Raw genomic sequence first — 18,858 nt, forward strand, 5'->3', positions numbered from 1 at the left:
GCCCTTGTCGATGTGACGATCGGCACCCGCATGCGCTGCGCGGGTACCGACTTTTTAAGGCTCCGGCTGCGATGTCATCGCGCGGGGTCAGTCATCACCTTCATCGCCGCCTTCATCGCCACCGCTGTCGCTGCCTTCATCGCCACCGCTATCGCTGTCGCCTTCGTCGCCGCCGCCTTCGTCGCTGTCGCCTGACTCGTCACCTTCATCGCTGTCGCTTTCGTCGCTCTCATCACCGTCGTCGTTGGCCTCGTCGCCTTCGTCATCACCGTCGTCGTCCGACTCATCGGCTTCATCGTCGTCAAGTTCATCATCCTCATCATCCGCTTCGTCATCATCCTCGTCATCGGATTCGTCGTCTTGAGAGACCTGAATTTCGGCGACACTGACCGACCCATCATCGTTCAGATCACTGCGCTCCAGAATCATGCCGGCGCCTCTTTGCCCAAACGCAGCTTTGAGTTCCCCGCGCGACAGTTCTCCGTCTCCATTCTCGTCAACTTCGGAAAACGGTCGATCCTGTGCGAAGGCGGGCAATGCGGCCACCGCACACAAAGAGGTTGTAATCAACAGTTGAGAGAGTTTCATTTCATCACTCCAATTGGCGCCTCACGTCCAAGGCCGCAGGTTTCCACTGAGCCCATGATGCAACATGCCGCGCGTCAAAGGATCAGGACATAGTCGCAATGGTAAGCGAAATGGTCCGAGATCTGGTCAGACCAAGGTCGGATCATCCTGCCTTTTGCCGGATGGTATGCGTTTATAGGCCGGTTTCCATCGGCGGGCGACTTTTGATCCTCTGGGCCATTGCCGCCGGAAGCACCCCAAGATCGGTGGTCAAGATCATGTGGCGAGGCTGCCAACCCATCCGAAGCTCTGACCGATCCATAAGGGTACCGAAAATCGCCCCGCTGCGGACATCCCACACAGCCGCGCATCTTGGCGTCACAGGCAGGTTATCGATGCGCGACCGGTCCGGGAAGGCGAACGCGGATGCCGGTCGACCCAATGTCTCAGGCCAGTCTTCTCGGTAATGATTTGGGACGATCCGTACCACGACACTGAACGGGGGCGGAGAGGATCACTGCTCTCATGCGGGACCCCAGGGTGGAAAAGGCAGCAATTCGTCGCTCTGCAGAAAACGACCGACGTGTCCGTCCGCGCGCCGTAATTTCACCGCCGTGCGCTCCAACTCAGCGAAGCATGCCGGCGCGTGTAGAATTCGCCCATGAGGCCGATCATTACCAGCACGACGCCAACCCACATCGCGTAGTGCCAGTCCGTGTAGCGTGGGTTGTAGTTAATGAAGGCAAAGCCGCGGGCCTGATCAATCGCATGGAAAAGAGGGTTCCAGTCAAACAGCGCAAGCATGAAACCGGGCAGGCTGTTGGCAACAAACATCTTGCCCGAGGCGATCATGTTTGCCCGTTGGTAAATCGTGCTGAAGACGGTGACGAATTGTGGAAACCAGGGTTTGATTGCCAGCAACACCAGCCCGAGCGCAACCCCGGTAAACCATGCAACCAGCAACATGCCAAAGGCCGCAATAGGCTGGTCGATGACCAGCGGATTGAAGGCGACGTGATAACCGAACAGAATAAGCAGCAGTGACAGCACCTGAATATAGAGCGCGCCAAGGGCCGCAGAACCGATGGCAACGATTGTGTTCATCGGCGCGTGCTGCATCATCGGGCTGGCCGGGCCTTCGGAACCGACAACCGCGCCCATCGATTTGGTGTGGGTCATGTACAGAAAGATGCCCGACATGATGTAGAGCAGGAAGTCGCCGCGAATGGCGGACCCGCGCAGGCCCAGAATAGAAAACATGAAGTAGAAGGCCACGACCATGATCAGCATCTGCAAGAGGTTGATCCCGATCGCGAGAAAAGCGTTGTTGTGGGTCTTTCGAACGGAACGCACGATGGAGTGGTACACCAGCTCCATCAGTGTAAGCGCGGACCCTAAGCCGCTTTCCTTTCGTCTGACCGCCTGAAACATGCTTCTCGCGCCTTGTGATGAGCGACATCGTCGCACGGAATTCTTGCTGTTCCGTTAGAGCCGGAGCATAAGGGGCATCGTTTCGAACATCAATGACTGTGAAATAGGATAAATTAGTATGGATTACGTGAAGTTGGTCGAAGTGATGCGCAAACTTTCGCTGGAAGCGGGTGCGAAGATCATGGAGATTTACGAGGCTGACGACTTCGATGTGAAGGTCAAATCCGACGACAGTCCGGTAACCGCCGCCGACGAAGCGGCAGACGCGTTGATATCCGCTGGCCTGCGGGACGCGTTTCCCGATGTGATGCTCGTGACAGAAGAGCAATCCGCGACGCACAGCACATCGGGTGATACATTCCTGATCGTCGACCCGCTGGATGGCACCAAGGAATTTATCCATCGTCGTGGTGATTTCACGGTCAACATCGCCCTCGTCGAAGGCGGCGTTCCGACACGTGGCGTTGTCTATGCTCCGGCCAAGGGGCGTATGTTCTACACGGATGCGACAGGTCAGTCTGTCGAGGAGACGGGTGCACTGGATCCCGATACGGTCGGAGCACTGGCGCCGTTGTCTGTGGCTGACGCGGATAATGCCGCGCTGATGGTGGTCGCCTCCAAATCACATCGCGATCAGGCCACGGACGATTACATCTCAAAATACGCCGTCAAGGATATGAAGAGTGCAGGCTCGTCCCTCAAATTCTGCCTCGTGGCAACGGGTGAGGCCGATTTGTACCCGCGCCTGGGTCGCACAATGGAATGGGATACCGCCGCGGGCCATGCCGTGCTGTCGGGCGCCGGTGGCGCGGTTGTCCGATTTGACGATCTGACGCCGCTTTCTTATGGCAAGGAGGATTACGCCAATCCCTTCTTCATTGCCTATGCACCTGCCGTCGAACTGAAGGCGGGCTGATGTCGGTCCTGATTGCCATTCCCGCGCGCTACGCGTCCAGCCGGTATCCCGGTAAGCCATTGGTGGAGTTGCGAGGGGCAACAGGCGCGTCGCTGAGCCTGATCGAACGCAGTTGGCGCGCCGCCTGCGAGGTCGGCGGTGTTGACCGCGTGGTTGTTGCCACGGACGATGAGCGGATCAGGGCCGCCTGCGAAGCTTTTGGAGCCGAGGTGGTGATGACCTCGCCCGACTGCGCCAACGGGACCGAACGCTGCGCCGAGGCACATGAGAAGCTGGGTGGCGGGTTCGAGATTGTCGTCAACCTGCAGGGCGATGCACCGCTGACGCCGCATTGGTTCATTGAAGACCTGATTGCAGGCTTGCGTGGCGCCCCGCAGGCGGAGATCGCCACCCCGGTGCTGAGGTGTGATGGTGAGACCCTGAACGGTTTTCTCAACGACAGGAAGGCCGGGCGTGTTGGCGGCACCACCGCCGTCTTTGATGCGATGAATCAGGCGATGTATTTTTCAAAGGAAGTCATCCCCTTCACGTCTCGCACGTATGGAGATGCCGAGGAGACGCCGGTTTTTCATCACGTGGGCGTCTACGCCTATCGGCCGGATGCGCTGGCTTCCTATCCCAGCTGGCCGACAGGACCGCTTGAGCAGCTCGAAGGACTCGAACAACTGCGTTTCATGGAAAATGGCCGCGCGGTCCTTTGCGTCGAAGTTGAGGCAAGAGGACGACAGTTCTGGGAGCTCAACAACCCGCAGGATGTGTCGAAAATTGAGACCATGATGTCTCAAATGGGGTTGGTTTAGCCCCGCGCAGAGACACATTTTTGGGCGGCAGTGTTGAAAACACTGGCAAAATGCCCCTATAAATTGCATGCTATGCAGGATGCCGCCCGTAATACGAGCATAATAGGCGAGTCCCTGCTATAATCCACCAAATGGCTCGATTTGTGCTTAAAATTTGCTTTAATTGGATGGCACGTCGTGTTTTTGACGCAATTCGACACTACGTGGAGTTCTGTAGAGTGCGATTATCAGGTGCGAGGGCCATTTAATGAAACGTAAAGTTACCAAAGCGATTTTTCCTGTTGCAGGCATGGGGACGCGCTTTCTCCCCGCAACGAAATCAGTTCCAAAAGAAATCATGACACTGGTGGATCGCCCGCTGATCCAATACGCAATCGATGAGGCGCGTGCGGCAGGCATCAAGGAATTCATTTTTGTAACCTCGCGCGGCAAAGGTGCGCTGGAGGACTATTTTGACCACGCACCGCAGCTAGAGCAGGAATTGCGCAAGAAGGGAAAGACCGACCTTCTGGAAATTCTGAAAAGCACCAATATGGACAGCGGCGCGATTGCCTACATTCGACAACACAAGGCGCTTGGTCTCGGTCACGCCGTGTGGTGCGCACGCCGCCTGATTGCAGACGAACCCTTTGCCGTCATTTTGCCGGACGATGTGATTGCAGCAGATGGTTGAGGCCTATGCCGAAACGGGCGGCAACATGGTCGCCGCGATGGAAGTCGCGCCGGATAAAGCTTCCTCATACGGTGTGCTCGATGTATCGGAAGACATGGGCGCGATGGTCAAGGTTAAGGGAATGGTGGAAAAGCCAAAAGCTGACGAAGCACCATCGAACCTGGCCGTCATCGGGCGCTACATCCTTTCGCCGTCTGTTCTGAAAAACCTGAGCAGGATCAAATCCGGTGCCGGCGGGGAAATCCAGCTGACCGACGCCATTGCCGCAGAGATCGACAACAAGAACGGCGTCTATGGCTATCGCTTCCGAGGCCAGCGTTTCGATTGTGGTTCCAAGTCGGGCTTCCTGCAGGCCACGGTTGCCTTTGGGCTGGATCGCGAAGAATTGCGCGATGACCTTTCGTCCTATCTGCACGATGTTGTAAGCATGGGCAAAGCTGCGGAATAGTCGAAGATTAGGACAGCAATGTGAGTAATGTACTGGTCACGGGCGGCGCAGGCTATATCGGCTCGCACGCCTGCAAAGCGTTGAAGGCAGCCGGGTTTACGCCGGTCACCTACGACAACCTGATCACAGGCTGGGAACAGGCGGTCAAGTTTGGCCCTTTCGAACGCGGCGACCTGCTGGACCGGGAACGGCTTGATCAGGTTTTCGCACAATATGAACCCGTCGCGGTCATGCATTTCGCCGCTCTCAGCCAAGTGGGCGAGAGCATGCAGGATCCCGGTGCCTATTGGCGCAACAACGTCAGCGGCTCGCTGACCCTGATCGAGGCCGCGGTTGCAGCGAAATGTCTGAATTTCGTCTTTTCCTCCACCTGCGCAACCTATGGCGATCAGGACAACGTGGTGCTGGATGAACAGTCAGCACAGCACCCGATTAACGCCTACGGAGCATCCAAACGCGCGATAGAGGACATTCTGCGCGACTTTGAACCGGCACATGGGTTGCACCATGTCATCTTCCGCTACTTCAACGTGGCAGGGGCCGACCCTGAAGGCGAAGTAGGCGAATTTCACCGGCCAGAGACGCATCTGATCCCGGTTCTGCTGGACGCGATTGACGGAAAGCGTGATGCTTTGACGATCCATGGCACGGATTATCCCACGCCCGATGGCACCTGCATACGTGACTATGTGCATGTCTGCGATCTGGTGGATGCGCATGTGCTGGGATTGAAATGGCTGCAGGACGGAAAAGGCAGCCGGGTGTTCAACCTTGGCACCGGGAGCGGATTCTCGGTGCGTGAAGTCATGGATCACTCGCGTGAAGTCACCAACCGCGAGGTGCCCTATTCAGAAGGTCCGCGTCGTGCCGGCGACTGTACGAAGCTGGTCTCCGGCTCCACCCGGGCAGAGAGCGAGCTTGGCTGGACGCCGACGCGCTCAACCATGCGCTCCATGATCACCGATGCCTGGCGCTGGCATCAAAACGGCCATTATGACAAGTAGGGTGCACCTGTAACACGCATCCACCCGGTCCGGGGCAGAAAGGACCCATGATGGCACGGCTTGGCCTTTGGACCAGATACAAGCTTCGGCTCAGACGCCGAAGACTGCTGTGGCGCGGTTTTCGGAGCCGCCACCAGTTAAACCGGATCAAGGACCTCACGGCAGAGATTGCCCCGGGTGACATCCTTTTGTTTGCAACTGTCCGTAACGAGGCCATCAGGCTTCCGTATTTCCTGGAGCATTACCGCCGGTTGGGCGTGTCCCATTTTTTGATTGTCGACAATGACAGCACGGATGATACCGCCGCCGTGCTGACCGCTGCCCCGGATGTTTCGTTTTGGCACACAACAGCCGGGTATAAGGATGCGCGCTTTGGCATGGATTGGCTGATGTGGTTGCTGATCCGTCATGGCCATGGGCATTGGACCATCACTGTCGATGCGGACGAACTGCTGGTGTACCCCGACCATGACAGCAGGCCATTGCCGCATCTCACCGCGTGGCTGGAGCAGCAGGGGCAGGAGATGATGGGCGCCACGATGCTGGATCTGTATCCGAAGGGATCCCCGGATGCGCAGCGATACACTCCCGGACAAAACCCCTGTGACGTTCTGAACTGGTTTGACGGCTATGGTTACTGGGCCCAACGGCAACCCAAGATGGATAACCTTTGGCTACAGGGCGGTGCGCGGGCGCGCTGCTTTTTCGCGGACGAACCCCGCCGTGCACCGACCTTGAACAAAATCCCGCTGGTGAAATGGAACAGGCGCTATGTCTTTGTAAATTCGACCCATAATGCGCTGCCGCGGCGGTTGAACAGGATTTACGACGCGCCAGGACGGGAGAAGGTTTCAGGCGTATTGCTGCATACCAAATTCTTGCCAGGCGTGTCGGATCGGGCGCGCGAAGAACAGTCACGACAGCAGCATTTTTCCAACTCGGAACAATACGACACATACTATCATGCGCTAGCTGAAAATCCTGATTTATGGGATGAACAGTCAATCGCCTACAGAGGATGGCAACAGCTGGTCGATCTTCGGTTGATGTCGCGGGGAAGCTGGTGATGTCACGTTCTGTCGCCGATCCGTGCACAATGCTATAAAACATTGCGAAAAATCGCTTTTTAGGCAATAAAATGTCAACAAGTCGCGAATTAACATAAGCGGCACACAAATCGACGTGGGGAGACGCCGGCAAACTGCCTGGAAACAACCCGCGGAAGAGGCGGCGAAGAAGGGCTGAAGCTTGGGTGTTCTGGGATCCTACCGGATGCGTCTGGCGCGAAAGCGTCTGCGAATTCGTGCCCGCCGCAAGAGCCTTGAGTTACGCCGGGTTGTGGACCGGACGGCGCAGATTGGCGAAGGCGAAATCCTGCTGTTCTCCACCCAGCGCAACGAGAAAGTGCGCCTTCCATATTTTCTCGACTACTATCGTGATATGGGTGTGACCCATTTCTTCATCGTGGATAATGACAGCACGGACGGCACCGCAGACTATCTTGCGGATCAACCGGATGTATCGCTGTGGCGGACAAGGGGAAGCTACAAGAAGTCACGCTACGGCGTTGACTGGCTGAACTACCTGCAGGGCAAATACGCGGACGGTCACTGGTGCGTTGTGGTCGACCCCGATGAATTCCTGCTCTATCCGTTTTGCGATACCCGGCCGCTGCGCGCGCTGACCGACTGGCTGGACAGTTGCTCGATCCGGGCGTTTTCGGCAATGCTGCTCGACATGTATCCAAAGGGCCGGTTGGAGGAACAACCCTATCTGCCCGGCCAGGACCCCATCGACATCGCGTGCTGGTTCGACAGCGGCAACTACACGATTTCGCGTAACCATCTCTACGGCAACTTGTGGATACAGGGCGGTCCGCGCAGCCGGGTCTTTTTCCCCGAAGAACCCGAACGGGCACCGGCGCTGAACAAGATCCCGCTCGTCAAATGGGACCGGCGGTATGCTTATGTGAATTCCACGCACATGCTTCTGCCGCGCGGATTGAACCTCGTCTACGATGAATGGGGTGGGGAGAAGGCATCGGGCGTTCTGCTGCACGCCAAGTTCCTCGATACCTTCGCGGATAAGGCGAGCGAAGAAATCGGCCGCCAACAGCATTACGCGGAATCCTACGAATACAGGGCCTATGCAACGAGCCTTGCGGATGATCCGCAGCTTTGGTGCAAGTGGTCGGAAAAATACATCAACTGGCGGCAGCTTGAAATACTGGGCCTGATGTCCAAGGGGAACTGGGCGTGAGTGTCGGCATCGTCATGCTGGTGCACACGGCGCTGGGTCGGGCGGAGCAGGTGGTGCGCCACTGGTCGGCTGCCGGATGCCCCGTTGTGATCCATGTCGACAAAAGCGTGGCCCGCAAAACCTACGACGCTTTCGTGGCCGGGCTGTCCGATGTGCCGGACATAACTTTCTCCAAGCGGTTTCGATGTGAATGGGGCACGTGGGGCATCGTGGCAGCCACGCAGACGGCATCCGAGAGGATGCTGGCGGAGTTTCCGCAAGTGCGCCATGTCTACCTGGCCTCGGGCTCCTGCCTGCCGCTGCGCCCGGTAGAGGAACTGATCGACTATCTCGCCGAGCGGCCGCAAACTGATTTCATCGAAAGCGCCACGACCTCGGACGTGCCGTGGACGGTGGGCGGGCTTGATGCGGAGCGGTTTACCCTGCGGTTTCCCTTCCCGTGGAAACGGCGGCGTTACCTGTTCGACCGGTATGTCGCCATACAACGCGCGCTGCGGGTCAAACGCAAGGTGCCCGGTGGGCTGGTACCGCACATGGGGTCGCAATGGTGGTGCCTGACCCGCCAGACGCTTTCCGCTATATTGCAGGATCCGGCGCGTGATGAATATGACCGGTACTTCCGGCGCGTATGGATCCCCGATGAGAGTTATTTCCAGACGCTGGCACGGCAATATGCGATCAACATCGAAAGCCGGTCGCTGACCCTCTCGAAATTCGATTATCAGGGTAAACCGCACATCTTTTACGATGATCATCTGCAACTGCTGCGGCGATCAGACTGTTTCGTGGCGCGGAAGATCTGGCCACATGCCAACCGGTTGTATGATGCATTCCTGACCGATGTGGCGGGTGCCATGAAGAAAACCGAACCTAACCCGGGCAAGATCGACCGGATTTTTGCCAAGGCGGTGGAGCGCCGGACGCGGGGGCGTGCGGGTCTTTACATGCAAAGCCGGCACCCCCGCGAAGATTGGGAAAACGGTGTGACGGCCGCGCCCTATTCGATGTTTCAGGGATTTGCCGAGCTGTTCGAGAATTTCGAACCCTGGCTTGCGAAGTCCACGGGTGCGCGCGTGCACGGGCACCTGTTCGCGCCGGACGGGGCACATTTCGCAGAAGGTCACACCGCCATGAACGGGGCGTTGAGCAGCAGCGCGACCTTGCGCGACTACAACCCCCATGCCTTCCTGACAAACCTGATCTGGAATACGCGGGGCGAGCGGCAGTGCTTTCAATTTGGACCCGGCGACAATCAGGCAATCAACTGGCGTGTAGCAAAAGACCCCAATGCACAGGTTTCGGTCATCAGTGGCGCATGGGCTGTCCCGCTTTTCCGGTCCAATGCGAATTTCATGGATTTGCGCCGGCTTGCAGCGCAATTGCAGAAAACCGAAAGTGAGCACCTCGACGTGCTGCGATCCACCTGGGTCAAAGCGCGGGTGCGCATCTGGACCATGGCGGAATTCATCGAAGCGCCGATGGAACCGTTACAGGGCATTCTGGACGAGATCGGCCCGTCGGCCCCCCGTCGGCTGTCCGAGGTCCCACGGATGGTCAACCTGAAGGGCTTCGGTCAATTTTTGCAGAACCTCAAAAATCAGGGAATGCATCCGTATCTCATGGGCGATTTCCCGGTGGAGCAAATGGGCACGGTGGGAACGCCGGACAAAGCCAGCAAACCCTATCTGGTGCGCTGATCCATGACCTCGTCTTTCGATTCATTCGTGATCTTTGCCGAGATGCGTACGGGATCAAACTTTTTGGAAACCAACCTGAATGCGATAGAGGGCGTTAGCTGCCACGGTGAGGCCTTCAACCCGCATTTCATTGGCTACCCCGACCGCCAGGAATTGCTGGGTATCACTCTTGCGGAGCGCGACCGCCGACCGCACGAGCTGCTGGATAGGCTGAGGTCTCGGGGGACGAACCTGTCGGGCTTTCGGTACTTTCACGACCACGATCCCCGGGTCCTGGACGCGATCCTCGACGATACAAACTGCGCCAAGACCATCCTGACACGCAATCCGGCAGAAAGTTACGTCAGCTGGAAAATCGCACGCACGACCGGTCAGTGGAAACTTACTGATGTGAAACGGCGCAAGGCCGCGCGGGCCGTTTTTGACGCAACCGACTTCGCGGATTATCTGGAAGCATTGCAGAATTTCCAGCTCAAGCTTCACAACCGGTTGCAGGCCAGTGGCCAAACGGCGTTCTACATCTCCTACGAAGATTTGCAGTCAAAGGATATGATAAATGGTTTGGCTGCATATCTTGGGGTGCCCGGGCGATTGGAAAAGCTCGACAGCAGTCTCAAGGTGCAAAATCCGGCGCCTCTCGCCAGCAAGGTAAGCAACTTTGCGGAGATGGAAACCGCGCTGTCCAAGCTGGACCGCTTCAACCTGACGCGCACGCCGAATTTCGAGCCACGTCGCCTCGCAGCCGTACCGAGCTATGTCGCCTGCGCCAACACTGGCCTGTTGTACCTGCCCCTCAAGGGCGGGCCGGTCGACCCTGTGACTGAGTGGATGGCAGCGCTGGACGGTGTGGCGCGGGACGATCTGATCACAGGCATGTCGCAAAAGGATCTTCGCCAGTGGAAGCGTCGGCATAAAGGGCAAAGAACTTTCACTGTTTTGCGCCATCCGGTGGCCCGGGCGCACCATGTTTTCTGCAGCTTCATTCTGGGCCAGGGTCCGCGGGTGTACGAGGCCATCCGGCACACATTGATCAAGCGCTACGGTCTGGGGGTTCCGGAAGCTGGGGTTGATGACACCTATGATCTGGACCGGCACAAGGCGGCTTTTCTGACTTTTCTTGGGTTCCTCAGGGAAAACCTGACCGGGCAGACCTCGATCAGGGTGGACGCCGCATGGTGCACCCAGGCGCAGGCGCTCCAGGGATTTGCGCAATTCGCCCTGCCGGACCTTGTCATTCGTGAAAGTGAGATGCAGGAGGACTTGCCCGCGGTGGCAGCCCGGTTGGGGGTTTCTGCGCCACCTGCGATCACGTTCAGCGCCAAGGACACGCCATTCGCCCTGAAGGATGTTTATGACGAGGAGATTGAGCATGCCGTCGCGCAGGCCTACCAGCGTGACTACATGATGTTCGGATTTGAGCGCTGGAGTTAAGGCGCTAGGCGGCTTGTTCCGACTGGGCAGATGTCAGGATCGTGTGCAGTGTTGCCGGGTTCGGGTTCGCTCTGAGCTTGCTGCAAATGCTGGTGTCGCGCAGCGTGCGAGACACCAGGGCAAGCGCCTTGAGATGTTCGACACCCGCATCTTCCGGCGCGAACAGGGCAAAGGCGATATCGACGGGCTGACGATCTACGGAATTGAAGTCAATCGGTTTGTCCAGCAGGACAAATGCACCAACAACTTCGTCCAACCCGTCCAGCCGCGCATGCGGCAAGGCAACACCATGTCCCACGCCTGTCGGTCCCAGCGCCTCCCGCTCCAACAGCGCATCAAGAACGGACCCCGCGCTGAGGTCGTACGCGTGTTCTGCTAGATCGCTAAGCTCCTGCATGAGACGTTTCTTGCTGGAAGCGGAAGTCAAAACCTTCACTGCCTCAGGCTTGAGGAGTTTGTCAAAATCCATAATGCTCGCACTTTTATTGAGGCGACTTTGCCTCTCGGACATCCTATTGCGGGTCGATCCAGCCAATATTCCCGTCGTCGCGACGGTAAACGACATTCAAACCCTCTTTGCCTTCGTTTCTAAAGACCAAAACCGGGGCACCAGCGAGCTCCATTTGCATCACCGCTTCACCGACAGACAAAGATGGTATCTTTGTTTCCATTTCGGCGACGATGATCGGTTGCAGCGTCTCTGGCTCCTGCGATTCTGAGTCGGCGTCTGATGCGAGGATATAGGAGGACGCACCGTAGATTTCAACCGGTTCTACCCGATCTTTGTGATGATCTTTCAACCTGCGCTTGTATCGCCGCAGCTGTTTTTCCATCTTGTCGCAGCATGTATCAAATGCGGCATAGATCTCCGTCTGATGCGCTTTTGCCTGTGCGGTCAAGCCAGTAGACAAGTGTACCGTCGTTTCGCAGACAAACTCGTGACCTGACTTGGAGAACACCACAACCGCTTCAGTCGGGCGTTCGGCATATTTTTTTACCGCTTCGCCCAATTCCTGTTGCACGTGGATTTGCAGGGCCTCGCCAATGTCGATCTGTTTGCCGCTGATTTGATACCGCATGGTCTCTCCTTAAGATGGTCGATCCCACAGCCATTTCGCGGACGCATGAGCGCCTGCAACACAAGCCGAAGGATCACGGAAAATGGCGTTCCATTTGGTTATTGCCGAACGGGCCCTGACAAGCAGGCCGATGCGCGGACAGACAGGAACTGGTAAGTGCCATACGCTTATTGAGCCCGATAACCGACACCAGAGTCAAACAAAAGCGGGCTGAATGAGCAGAAAAATGGTTAACATTCGCGCGCGCTGATCAGGAGATTTTGAAGTTGTCGCCAAGGTAGACACGACGCACGTTTTCGTTTTGCACAACCTCGTCCGGCGTTCCCGACATGAGCACCCGTCCTTCGTGCAGAATGTAAGCGCGATCAACGATTTCCAGCGTCTCGCGGACGTTGTGATCCGTGATCAGGACACCGATTCCGCGTTTCTTCAAGTCTGCGACTAAGTGCCGGATGTCGCCGACAGAAATCGGGTCGACTCCCGCGAAAGGTTCATCGAGCAGCAGGTATTTTGGATTGGCGGCAAGGCATCGCGCGATTTCGACCCGGCGCCGCTCTCCCCCCGACAATGCGAGGGCGGGCGCGCGGCGCAGGTGCTCGATGGAAAACTCGCTTAGCAGTTCCTCAAGCCGTTCGCGACGCTTGTGGCGGTCGGGCTCACGGATGTCGAGAATGGCGCTGATATTGTCCTGAACCGACAAGCCGCGGAAGATGCTCATCTCCTGCGGCAGGTAGCCGATGCCGAGGCGCGCACGGCGGTACATCGGCAGCTGCGTGACGTCCTGACCGTCGATGCGTACCGTGCCGCCCTCGGGAATAACCAGCCCCGCTACGGCGTAGAACGTCGTGGTTTTACCCGACCCGTTAGGCCCCAGAAGCGCAACAACTTCGCCCTTTTCCAGATACATCGAGAAATCGCGAATGACTGTCTTCTTGCGGTAGGATTTGCGCAGGTGCTCCACATGGAGCCCGGCAGACCCATCGGCAACCGTCAGGACGGGTCGGGCCATCAGTTGTCGCCCGTTTGAAGGATCGTTTTGACCGAGCCGGACATTTGCGCGGTGCCGCTTTCAAGCTGAACCGTCATGCGATCCGCCGTCAGTGCCGATGGCCCTTGGGTCAGCAGGACATTGCCCGTCATCACGATCGTGCCATCATCGATATTGTAGTTGGCCTTCTCTGATTCGGCCGCGTCAGGACCAGAAACAAGCAGCACGTCGCCCGTTGCCTCCATGCTTTCGATCCCATCGGTTTCTTCACGGTAGACAACCAGCACGCGTTTCGCGGAAAGCCGCATCTCTCCCTGACCAACTACCACATTTCCTGTGAAAACGGCGGTTCCGGTGGCTTGATCGACCGACAGATTGTCAGCCGTGACCTCGACGGGCAGGCTTTTGTCTTGTTGCAAGGCCCCGAATGCGACCTGCGTCCCTTGCGCCATGAGCGCGGGAGCCGTCGCCAGAATTATCAAGGGGAGGGTCATTAGTTTTAACAATTTCACGCGTCAGTCTTTCACCTGTTTGGGCTGATATATCAGTTTCACGCCGTTTGTGAAAAACAATTGGGCCGGCGCGTTCGGTTCGGGTGACATCAGGTGCATTTGACCCGCGATCAGATCGCCGCCAGGCGTCGTGGCAAGCACGGTATCGGGTGACCTGATGTCGAGGGCGGAAATGCGTGCGGTCAATGCTTCGCTGGTTATCTGGTATCCCTGTGACGTGGTGATGACCACATTGCCCGTCAAGTCCGAAGTGTCGTTTGCGAGATCGATGGTGGCTTCTTTCGAGGTCACGGTCAGGCGCGTGCCATTGGCCATGTCGACCTTCACGAAGACATCTTTTGCCGTTGTGGGCCCCGCCATGCTGTTGGGTGAGCTTGCGGTTTCGGCCACAAAGGCGATCAGGTCGCCGTTTGCTGTTGTGCCCGAGTAATAGGGGCCCGAGACCTTCTGGTTCAGCAAGCGGTCCTGAACCTCGGTATCGGCAAAAGGGATCGAGCTGGTCGGGTCGACCACCCGTGCCAGCAGAAACAGGGTAGACAGGAGGCCCAGAGCGGCAAGCGGCAGAGCCACCTTGAGCCATGCCACCATGCGTGAGTAACGATCTCCCTGCATCGGCGCTCAGCCCAGTCCGACGCGCAGACAGTCATGAATGCGGATCAGACCCTGCGGGATCGGCGGACCGTCCGTCGCGACGACGAACAGGCTGGTGATCTGACGCCCCTGCATCATCGCGACCGCTTTTTCAGCCAATGCGCCCGGTTCGATGGTGACGGGGGAGGCGGTCATGACATCCTGTGCGCGCAGGGCCAGAAGCCCCTCCATGTGGCGCCGCAAGTCACCATCTGTGATGATCCCCGCGAGGTGGCCTGCAGCGTCGGTCACGCCCACCACACCGAAACCCTTTTGGCTGATCTCTATCAGCGCTTCGGACATCGGCGTTGTCGGGGTCACCAATGGCAGTTCGTCGCCCGTGTGCATGAGGTCGGAGACCCGGCTCAACTGCGCGCCCAGTTTGCCGCCGGGATGGAAGTCGCGAAAGTTCTCCGGGGTGAATGCGCGGTGTTCCATAAGCGCAATGGCCAGAGCGTCCCCGAGGGCAAGGGTCATTGTGGTGGAGGAGGATGGCACAACGCCGGTGCCACAGGCCTCGCCCAGTTTGGGCAGCAACAGCACGACGTCGCATTCCCGTCCGAGGCTGGAGCCTTCGACGCTGGTAATGCCCAGCAGGGGAATGTCAAAGCGCCGTGCGTAGGCAACCAGATTGGCAAGTTCGGGCGCTTCGCCGGAATTCGAAATCGCCAGCACAACATCGGCGCTGGTGATCATGCCCAGATCGCCGTGGCTGGCCTCGGCCGGATGCACGAATTGCGCCGGAGTGCCGGTGCTTGCCATCGTTGCCGCAATCTTGCGGGCAATGTGACCGGACTTTCCGATCCCGGTGACAATGACCCTCCCCTTGCTGTTCAGCAGCAAATCAATCGCGTCACGGAAGCGTCCGTCGAGCCGATCGGCCAGCGTGGTCAATGCGTCCGCTTCGGTGCGGATAACGCGTCTTGCCGTATCAAGGAAAGGTGTGCTCATGAATGTGCAAAGATATCCGTGTCAGGCCAGCCTTCCAGATCGAGGCGTGCACGCATGGGCAAAAAGTCGAAACAGGCCTGTGCGATGTCCATCCGACCTTCCCGCTCCAGCATGACGTTGAGCGCATCCCGCAGGGCATGCAGGTACAGCACGTCTGACGCGGCATATTCGACTTGCGCCTCGGTCAGATCTTCGGCCCCCCAATCGCTGGACTGCTGTTGCTTGGAAATGTCGATGTTCAGCATTTCCTGCAACAGTTTTGCCAGACCGTGGCGATCTGTGTAGGTGCGCACCAGCCGGCTCGCGATCTTGGTGCAGTAAACGGGAGACGCCGTTGCGCCGAAGCTGTTCAGCATCGCTGCAATGTCGAAACGTCCGAAGTGAAAGAGCTTCAAAACGTCCTGATTCTCCAGCAGGGCGCAGAGGTTCCGTGCCTCCGTCTGGCCTTGCGCGATCTGCACCAGATGGGCATTGCCGTCCCCGCCTGAAAGCTGCACGACGCACAGTCGGTCGCGATGCGGATTGAGGCCCATGGTTTCGCAATCGATTGCGACGACACGGCCCAGTTCGAGACCGTCGGGCAGGTCATTTTTGTAAACGGAATGAGTCATGCACACCCTATATCCTGCCTTCTTGGCTTGTGGAAGCACGAGGTTACTTCGAAATCTCCGCCAGATCGGGTCTTGGAAACCGACGCAGGAGCTTGCAGACAAGCGCCCGGCAGTCATGTTCGCGCCAGCCCTCGGTGTAAAGTGCAGCGGGAAGGTCCGGGTGCTTGAGCACAAGCCGCCGCCAGTTATGTACGATCAGGCAGCGGAGAATTGCCACGTCCAGCGGTGCAAGCTGTGTTCCGTCCGGAAGGCACAGGTCTATTTCCTGCAGGATCTCGTGAAGGTTGTCGTAATCGGTCTTCAGCCCCTCAGGCGACAGCTGCATCTTAAGCCATTCAGGAACGTTGCGGCCCCTGAGGGCCAGTGCCCCTTGGGGCGGGATGGCGTCCTCCGCCCCGATGAATACCCGTGTCAGAAGCAGTGAAAAGCCGCGTGTCACCATGTCGTCACGCTGATCGGGCTCGGCGCTTTGGGTCACGACAATCTGCCAGTCCGTGGGCATGTCGCCGGGGCTTGCGTAAATACGCCGGGTCGCGGCGATGGTTTCTGCCCGGCCATGCGGTGTCAGGCTGTGTCGGCTGGTACGACCGGATTTCTGCGATACGATCCACCCATCGTTGCGCAGGCGATGCAGCGCGACGCGGGTGGCTTCCGCGCGCACATCCATAGCCGTCATGATCGCCGAGAGTACAGGTCCGTCTATGCCGGCTCCTTCAGCCTGAGACAAATCGCCAAACACGCTGACAAGCAGCGACCAGACGCGCTGACCCCCCAGATCGGTGAGGGCGCTGGCAAAACCCTTCACTTCTTCAGAAGGCATTCATGGTCAGCAGTTCATATTCCGCAACGGCTGCCTCTTTCTGGTTGGTCAATGTCACGTGCCAGCGTATTTCTCCGTAGTCGTCGTTGCGCGGCGTCTTTGCCTTTACGGTCAACCGGACACTGACACTGTCCCCCGGCTCCACCGGTGCCATGAAGCGCAGAGTGTCGAGGCCTGTATTGGCAAGGACCGGACCGGGGTCGGGTTGGACAAACATGCCAGCCGCAAAGCTCAACAGCAGGTAGCCATGCGCGACACGTCCGGGAAAGAATGGATTTGCGGCAGCGGCCGCATCGTCCATATGCGCGTAAAACGTGTCGCCGGTAAAATGTGCGAAGGTCTCGATATCTTCCAGGGTGATGGTGCGGAGCCCGGCATACAGCGTGTCACCGATCTGCAGGTCGTTAAAGGCGCGCGTGAACGGGTGAGGTTTGTCGGTAATTTCCTCGGCGCCCTTGATCCACTGGCCGCCGATCGCCGTCAAGATATCCGGGCTGCCCTGAACCGCTGTGCGTTGCATGTAGTGCATCACGCCCCGTATGCCCCCGAGCTCTTCGCCGCCACCCGCGCGGCCCGGCCCGCCGTGTACCATATGGGGCAGGGGCGCTCCGTGGCCGGTGGCCTCTTTCATCGATGACCGGTTATTGAAATAAAGCCTGCCGTGAAATGCCGCAGACCCGACAGTGATGTCGCGGGCCACCTCGCGATCATTGGTGATCACCGAGGCGACAAGCGATCCCTTGCCGCGATTGAGCAGTTGGATCGCATGATCGATGTCGCGATAGCCCATAACGGTAGAGACCGGGCCAAACGCTTCGGTGTCGTGCACCCGTTGGGCGCTGTCGGGGTTTGCGCAATGAAACAATATCGGCGGCAGGAAGGCGCCCTTGTCCCGGTCCGCGCCGTCGACGGCGAAATCATCCGGGTCACCGAAGACCCTTTCTGCCTCGTCTGCGATCCGGTCGACCTTGTCCAGAACATCACGTTTTTGCCCGCGCGAAACGAGCGCGCCCATACGTGTGGTATCCAACCGCGGGTCACCCAACCGCGTGGCGGACAGCCGTTCCGATATCGCCGAAATGGCGGCATCAACATGCGGTTGTGGCACGATAATGCGCCGAATGGCGGTGCATTTCTGCCCCGCCTTGGCCGTCATCTCGCGGTGAACTTCCTTGATGAAAAGGTCAAACTCCGGTGTCCCGGGTCCTGCATCAGGTCCCAGAATGGAGGCGTTGAGGCTGTCCTGCTCCGCTGTGAAACGGGTTGAGCGTTCGAGCAACAAGGGATTGGCACGCAATTTCAGCGCCGTGGCGGCTGACCCGGTAAAGCTGACTGCATCCTGGCAATCGAGATGGTCGAGCATATCGCCGATACCGCCGGTCACCAACTGCAAAGCCCCCGCAGGCAACAGGCCGCTTTCCAGCATGATCCGCACACAGGCCTCGGTGACATAGCAGGTTGTTGTTGCGGGTTTCACGATAGCCGGCACACCGGCCAGAATCGTCGGCGCCAGTTTTTCCAACATGCCCCAGACAGGAAAGTTGAACGCGTTGATATGAACGGCGACGCCCAGTAGCGGGGTGGCGATGTGACGACCCATGAATTGCCCGTCACGTCCCAGCTGTTCCACCGGGCCATCAAGGTAGACATGCCCGTCCGGCATTTCGCGCCTGCCCTTGGACGCGAACACCAGCATCGTACCGATACCGCCATCCACGTCGATCATGTGATCGGACTGCGTGGCTCCCGTGTCGAAGCTGAGATCATAAAGCGGCTGGCGATGCTCTTTGAGGTAAAGCGCGAGCGCCTTGAGCATGCGCGCGCGGTCGTGGAAGGTGAGTTTGCGCAGGTTTGGTCCACCGGTATCGCGAGCAAAACCAAGCATTGCCTGCACATCCAGCGCGTCATTGCCGGCGGTTGCGATGGCCTCGCCCGTGATGGCGCTTGCAATGGACCGCGCGCCTTCGCCCGGGCCGATCCATTGCCCGGCGGCAAAGCTCATGACATCGCGCAGGTTCTGATCCTTGGGCATTTGAGATCC

Annotated in this window: 18 protein-coding genes and 1 pseudogene; 8 read left to right on the plus strand and 11 right to left on the minus strand. The window is 58.3% G+C overall.

Going from position 1 to position 18,858, the window contains the following annotated elements:
- Positions 1–87 precede the first annotated feature (87 nt).
- Positions 88–588, minus strand: coding sequence for an EF-hand domain-containing protein (locus KX928_RS03410; protein WP_219498943.1), 501 nt, complete (start codon positions 586–588; stop codon positions 88–90).
- 585 nt (positions 589–1,173) lie between these two features.
- Positions 1,174–1,998 (minus strand): ABC transporter permease, encoded by an 825-nt coding sequence (locus KX928_RS03415; protein WP_219498944.1) that lies wholly within the window; start codon positions 1,996–1,998, stop codon positions 1,174–1,176.
- A 118-nt stretch (positions 1,999–2,116) separates the two neighbouring features.
- On the opposite strand from KX928_RS03415, the gene cysQ reads away from it, so the two are divergent.
- From cysQ to KX928_RS03455, 8 genes and pseudogenes are all read left to right on the plus strand, one after another.
- Positions 2,117–2,914, plus strand: a complete 798-nt coding sequence (gene cysQ, locus KX928_RS03420; RefSeq protein WP_219498948.1) for a 3'(2'),5'-bisphosphate nucleotidase CysQ — start codon at positions 2,117–2,119, stop codon at positions 2,912–2,914.
- Complete coding sequence (locus KX928_RS03425) at positions 2,914–3,714, plus strand: 3-deoxy-manno-octulosonate cytidylyltransferase (protein ID WP_219498951.1); 801 nt, start codon at positions 2,914–2,916, stop codon at positions 3,712–3,714. Before cysQ ends, KX928_RS03425 begins: the two co-directional genes overlap by 1 nt.
- A gap of 247 nt (positions 3,715–3,961) precedes the next feature.
- Positions 3,962–4,835 (plus strand): annotated as a pseudogene (locus KX928_RS03430) (UTP--glucose-1-phosphate uridylyltransferase).
- A gap of 20 nt (positions 4,836–4,855) precedes the next feature.
- Positions 4,856–5,839 (plus strand): UDP-glucose 4-epimerase GalE, encoded by a 984-nt coding sequence (gene galE, locus KX928_RS03435; protein ID WP_219498954.1) that lies wholly within the window; start codon positions 4,856–4,858, stop codon positions 5,837–5,839.
- A gap of 47 nt (positions 5,840–5,886) precedes the next feature.
- On the plus strand, positions 5,887–6,906 hold the full coding sequence (locus tag KX928_RS03440) for a glycosyltransferase family 2 protein (protein ID WP_219498956.1): 1,020 nt from the start codon (positions 5,887–5,889) through the stop codon (positions 6,904–6,906).
- Between the two features lie 205 nt (positions 6,907–7,111).
- Entirely contained in the window at positions 7,112–8,098 is a 987-nt protein-coding gene (locus tag KX928_RS03445; RefSeq protein ID WP_219500078.1) for a glycosyltransferase family 2 protein, read from the plus strand.
- Positions 8,095–9,795, plus strand: a complete 1,701-nt coding sequence (locus tag KX928_RS03450) for a DUF5927 domain-containing protein (RefSeq protein ID WP_219498958.1) — start codon at positions 8,095–8,097, stop codon at positions 9,793–9,795. Before KX928_RS03445 ends, KX928_RS03450 begins: the two co-directional genes overlap by 4 nt.
- Positions 9,796–9,798: 3 nt before the next feature.
- Positions 9,799–11,226 (plus strand): nodulation protein NodH, encoded by a 1,428-nt coding sequence (locus tag KX928_RS03455; RefSeq protein WP_219498960.1) that lies wholly within the window; start codon positions 9,799–9,801, stop codon positions 11,224–11,226.
- A gap of 4 nt (positions 11,227–11,230) precedes the next feature.
- On the opposite strand, the gene KX928_RS03460 is transcribed toward KX928_RS03455, so the two are convergent.
- The 9 genes from KX928_RS03460 to paaZ form a co-directional block, all read right to left on the minus strand.
- Positions 11,231–11,695: a PTS sugar transporter subunit IIA gene (locus KX928_RS03460; RefSeq protein WP_219498963.1), complete on the minus strand. Its 465-nt coding sequence runs from the start codon at positions 11,693–11,695 to the stop codon at positions 11,231–11,233.
- 43 nt (positions 11,696–11,738) lie between these two features.
- Entirely contained in the window at positions 11,739–12,305 is a 567-nt protein-coding gene (hpf, locus tag KX928_RS03465) for a ribosome hibernation-promoting factor, HPF/YfiA family (protein WP_219498965.1), read from the minus strand.
- Between the two features lie 250 nt (positions 12,306–12,555).
- A complete protein-coding gene (lptB, locus tag KX928_RS03470; RefSeq protein ID WP_219498967.1) occupies positions 12,556–13,314 on the minus strand; it encodes an LPS export ABC transporter ATP-binding protein in 759 nt (252 codons plus the stop codon).
- A complete protein-coding gene (gene lptA / locus KX928_RS03475; RefSeq protein ID WP_257883581.1) occupies positions 13,314–13,787 on the minus strand; it encodes a lipopolysaccharide transport periplasmic protein LptA in 474 nt (157 codons plus the stop codon). Before lptA ends, lptB begins: the two co-directional genes overlap by 1 nt.
- A 21-nt stretch (positions 13,788–13,808) precedes the next feature.
- Positions 13,809–14,393, minus strand: a complete 585-nt coding sequence (gene lptC, locus KX928_RS03480; protein ID WP_257883500.1) for an LPS export ABC transporter periplasmic protein LptC — start codon at positions 14,391–14,393, stop codon at positions 13,809–13,811.
- 30 nt (positions 14,394–14,423) lie between these two features.
- On the minus strand, positions 14,424–15,386 hold the full coding sequence (locus KX928_RS03485) for a KpsF/GutQ family sugar-phosphate isomerase (protein WP_219498973.1): 963 nt from the start codon (positions 15,384–15,386) through the stop codon (positions 14,424–14,426).
- On the minus strand, positions 15,383–15,997 hold the full coding sequence (locus KX928_RS03490; RefSeq protein ID WP_219498975.1) for a ribonuclease D: 615 nt from the start codon (positions 15,995–15,997) through the stop codon (positions 15,383–15,385). The genes KX928_RS03485 and KX928_RS03490 overlap by 4 nt, the downstream gene beginning before the upstream one ends.
- A gap of 43 nt (positions 15,998–16,040) precedes the next feature.
- Positions 16,041–16,817, minus strand: coding sequence for a PaaX family transcriptional regulator C-terminal domain-containing protein (locus tag KX928_RS03495; protein ID WP_219498977.1), 777 nt, complete (start codon positions 16,815–16,817; stop codon positions 16,041–16,043).
- The gene (gene paaZ / locus KX928_RS03500; protein ID WP_219498979.1) at positions 16,807–18,849 is read right to left on the minus strand and encodes a phenylacetic acid degradation bifunctional protein PaaZ; all 2,043 of its coding nucleotides are present in this window, start codon (positions 18,847–18,849) and stop codon (positions 16,807–16,809) included. Before paaZ ends, KX928_RS03495 begins: the two co-directional genes overlap by 11 nt.
- Between the last annotated feature and the right edge of the window lie 9 nt (positions 18,850–18,858).

This window comes from Roseobacter insulae (assembly GCF_019375555.1).
Lineage (GTDB): Bacteria > Pseudomonadota > Alphaproteobacteria > Rhodobacterales > Rhodobacteraceae > Roseobacter > Roseobacter insulae.

Bases quoted from the DNA above. Each gene is read 5' to 3' on its own strand.
- KX928_RS03490 (WP_219498975.1), bottom strand. From the start codon at position 15,997: ATGACTCATTCCGTTTACAAAAATGACCTGCCCGACGGTCTCGAACTG.
- KX928_RS03455 (WP_219498960.1), top strand. From the start codon at position 9,799: ATGACCTCGTCTTTCGATTCATTCGTGATCTTTGCCGAGATGCGTACG.
- lptB (WP_219498967.1), bottom strand. From the start codon at position 13,314: ATGGCCCGACCCGTCCTGACGGTTGCCGATGGGTCTGCCGGGCTCCAT.
- KX928_RS03425 (WP_219498951.1), top strand. From the start codon at position 2,914: ATGTCGGTCCTGATTGCCATTCCCGCGCGCTACGCGTCCAGCCGGTAT.
- lptA (WP_257883581.1), bottom strand. From the start codon at position 13,787: ATGACCCTCCCCTTGATAATTCTGGCGACGGCTCCCGCGCTCATGGCG.
- KX928_RS03415 (WP_219498944.1), bottom strand. From the start codon at position 1,998: ATGTTTCAGGCGGTCAGACGAAAGGAAAGCGGCTTAGGGTCCGCGCTT.
- KX928_RS03445 (WP_219500078.1), top strand. From the start codon at position 7,112: ATGCGTCTGGCGCGAAAGCGTCTGCGAATTCGTGCCCGCCGCAAGAGC.
- KX928_RS03440 (WP_219498956.1), top strand. From the start codon at position 5,887: ATGATGGCACGGCTTGGCCTTTGGACCAGATACAAGCTTCGGCTCAGA.
- KX928_RS03410 (WP_219498943.1), bottom strand. From the start codon at position 588: ATGAAACTCTCTCAACTGTTGATTACAACCTCTTTGTGTGCGGTGGCC.
- lptC (WP_257883500.1), bottom strand. From the start codon at position 14,393: ATGGTGGCATGGCTCAAGGTGGCTCTGCCGCTTGCCGCTCTGGGCCTC.
- KX928_RS03495 (WP_219498977.1), bottom strand. From the start codon at position 16,817: ATGCCTTCTGAAGAAGTGAAGGGTTTTGCCAGCGCCCTCACCGATCTG.
- KX928_RS03460 (WP_219498963.1), bottom strand. From the start codon at position 11,695: ATGGATTTTGACAAACTCCTCAAGCCTGAGGCAGTGAAGGTTTTGACT.
- KX928_RS03485 (WP_219498973.1), bottom strand. From the start codon at position 15,386: ATGAGCACACCTTTCCTTGATACGGCAAGACGCGTTATCCGCACCGAA.
- hpf (WP_219498965.1), bottom strand. From the start codon at position 12,305: ATGCGGTATCAAATCAGCGGCAAACAGATCGACATTGGCGAGGCCCTG.
- paaZ (WP_219498979.1), bottom strand. From the start codon at position 18,849: ATGCCCAAGGATCAGAACCTGCGCGATGTCATGAGCTTTGCCGCCGGG.
- cysQ (WP_219498948.1), top strand. From the start codon at position 2,117: ATGGATTACGTGAAGTTGGTCGAAGTGATGCGCAAACTTTCGCTGGAA.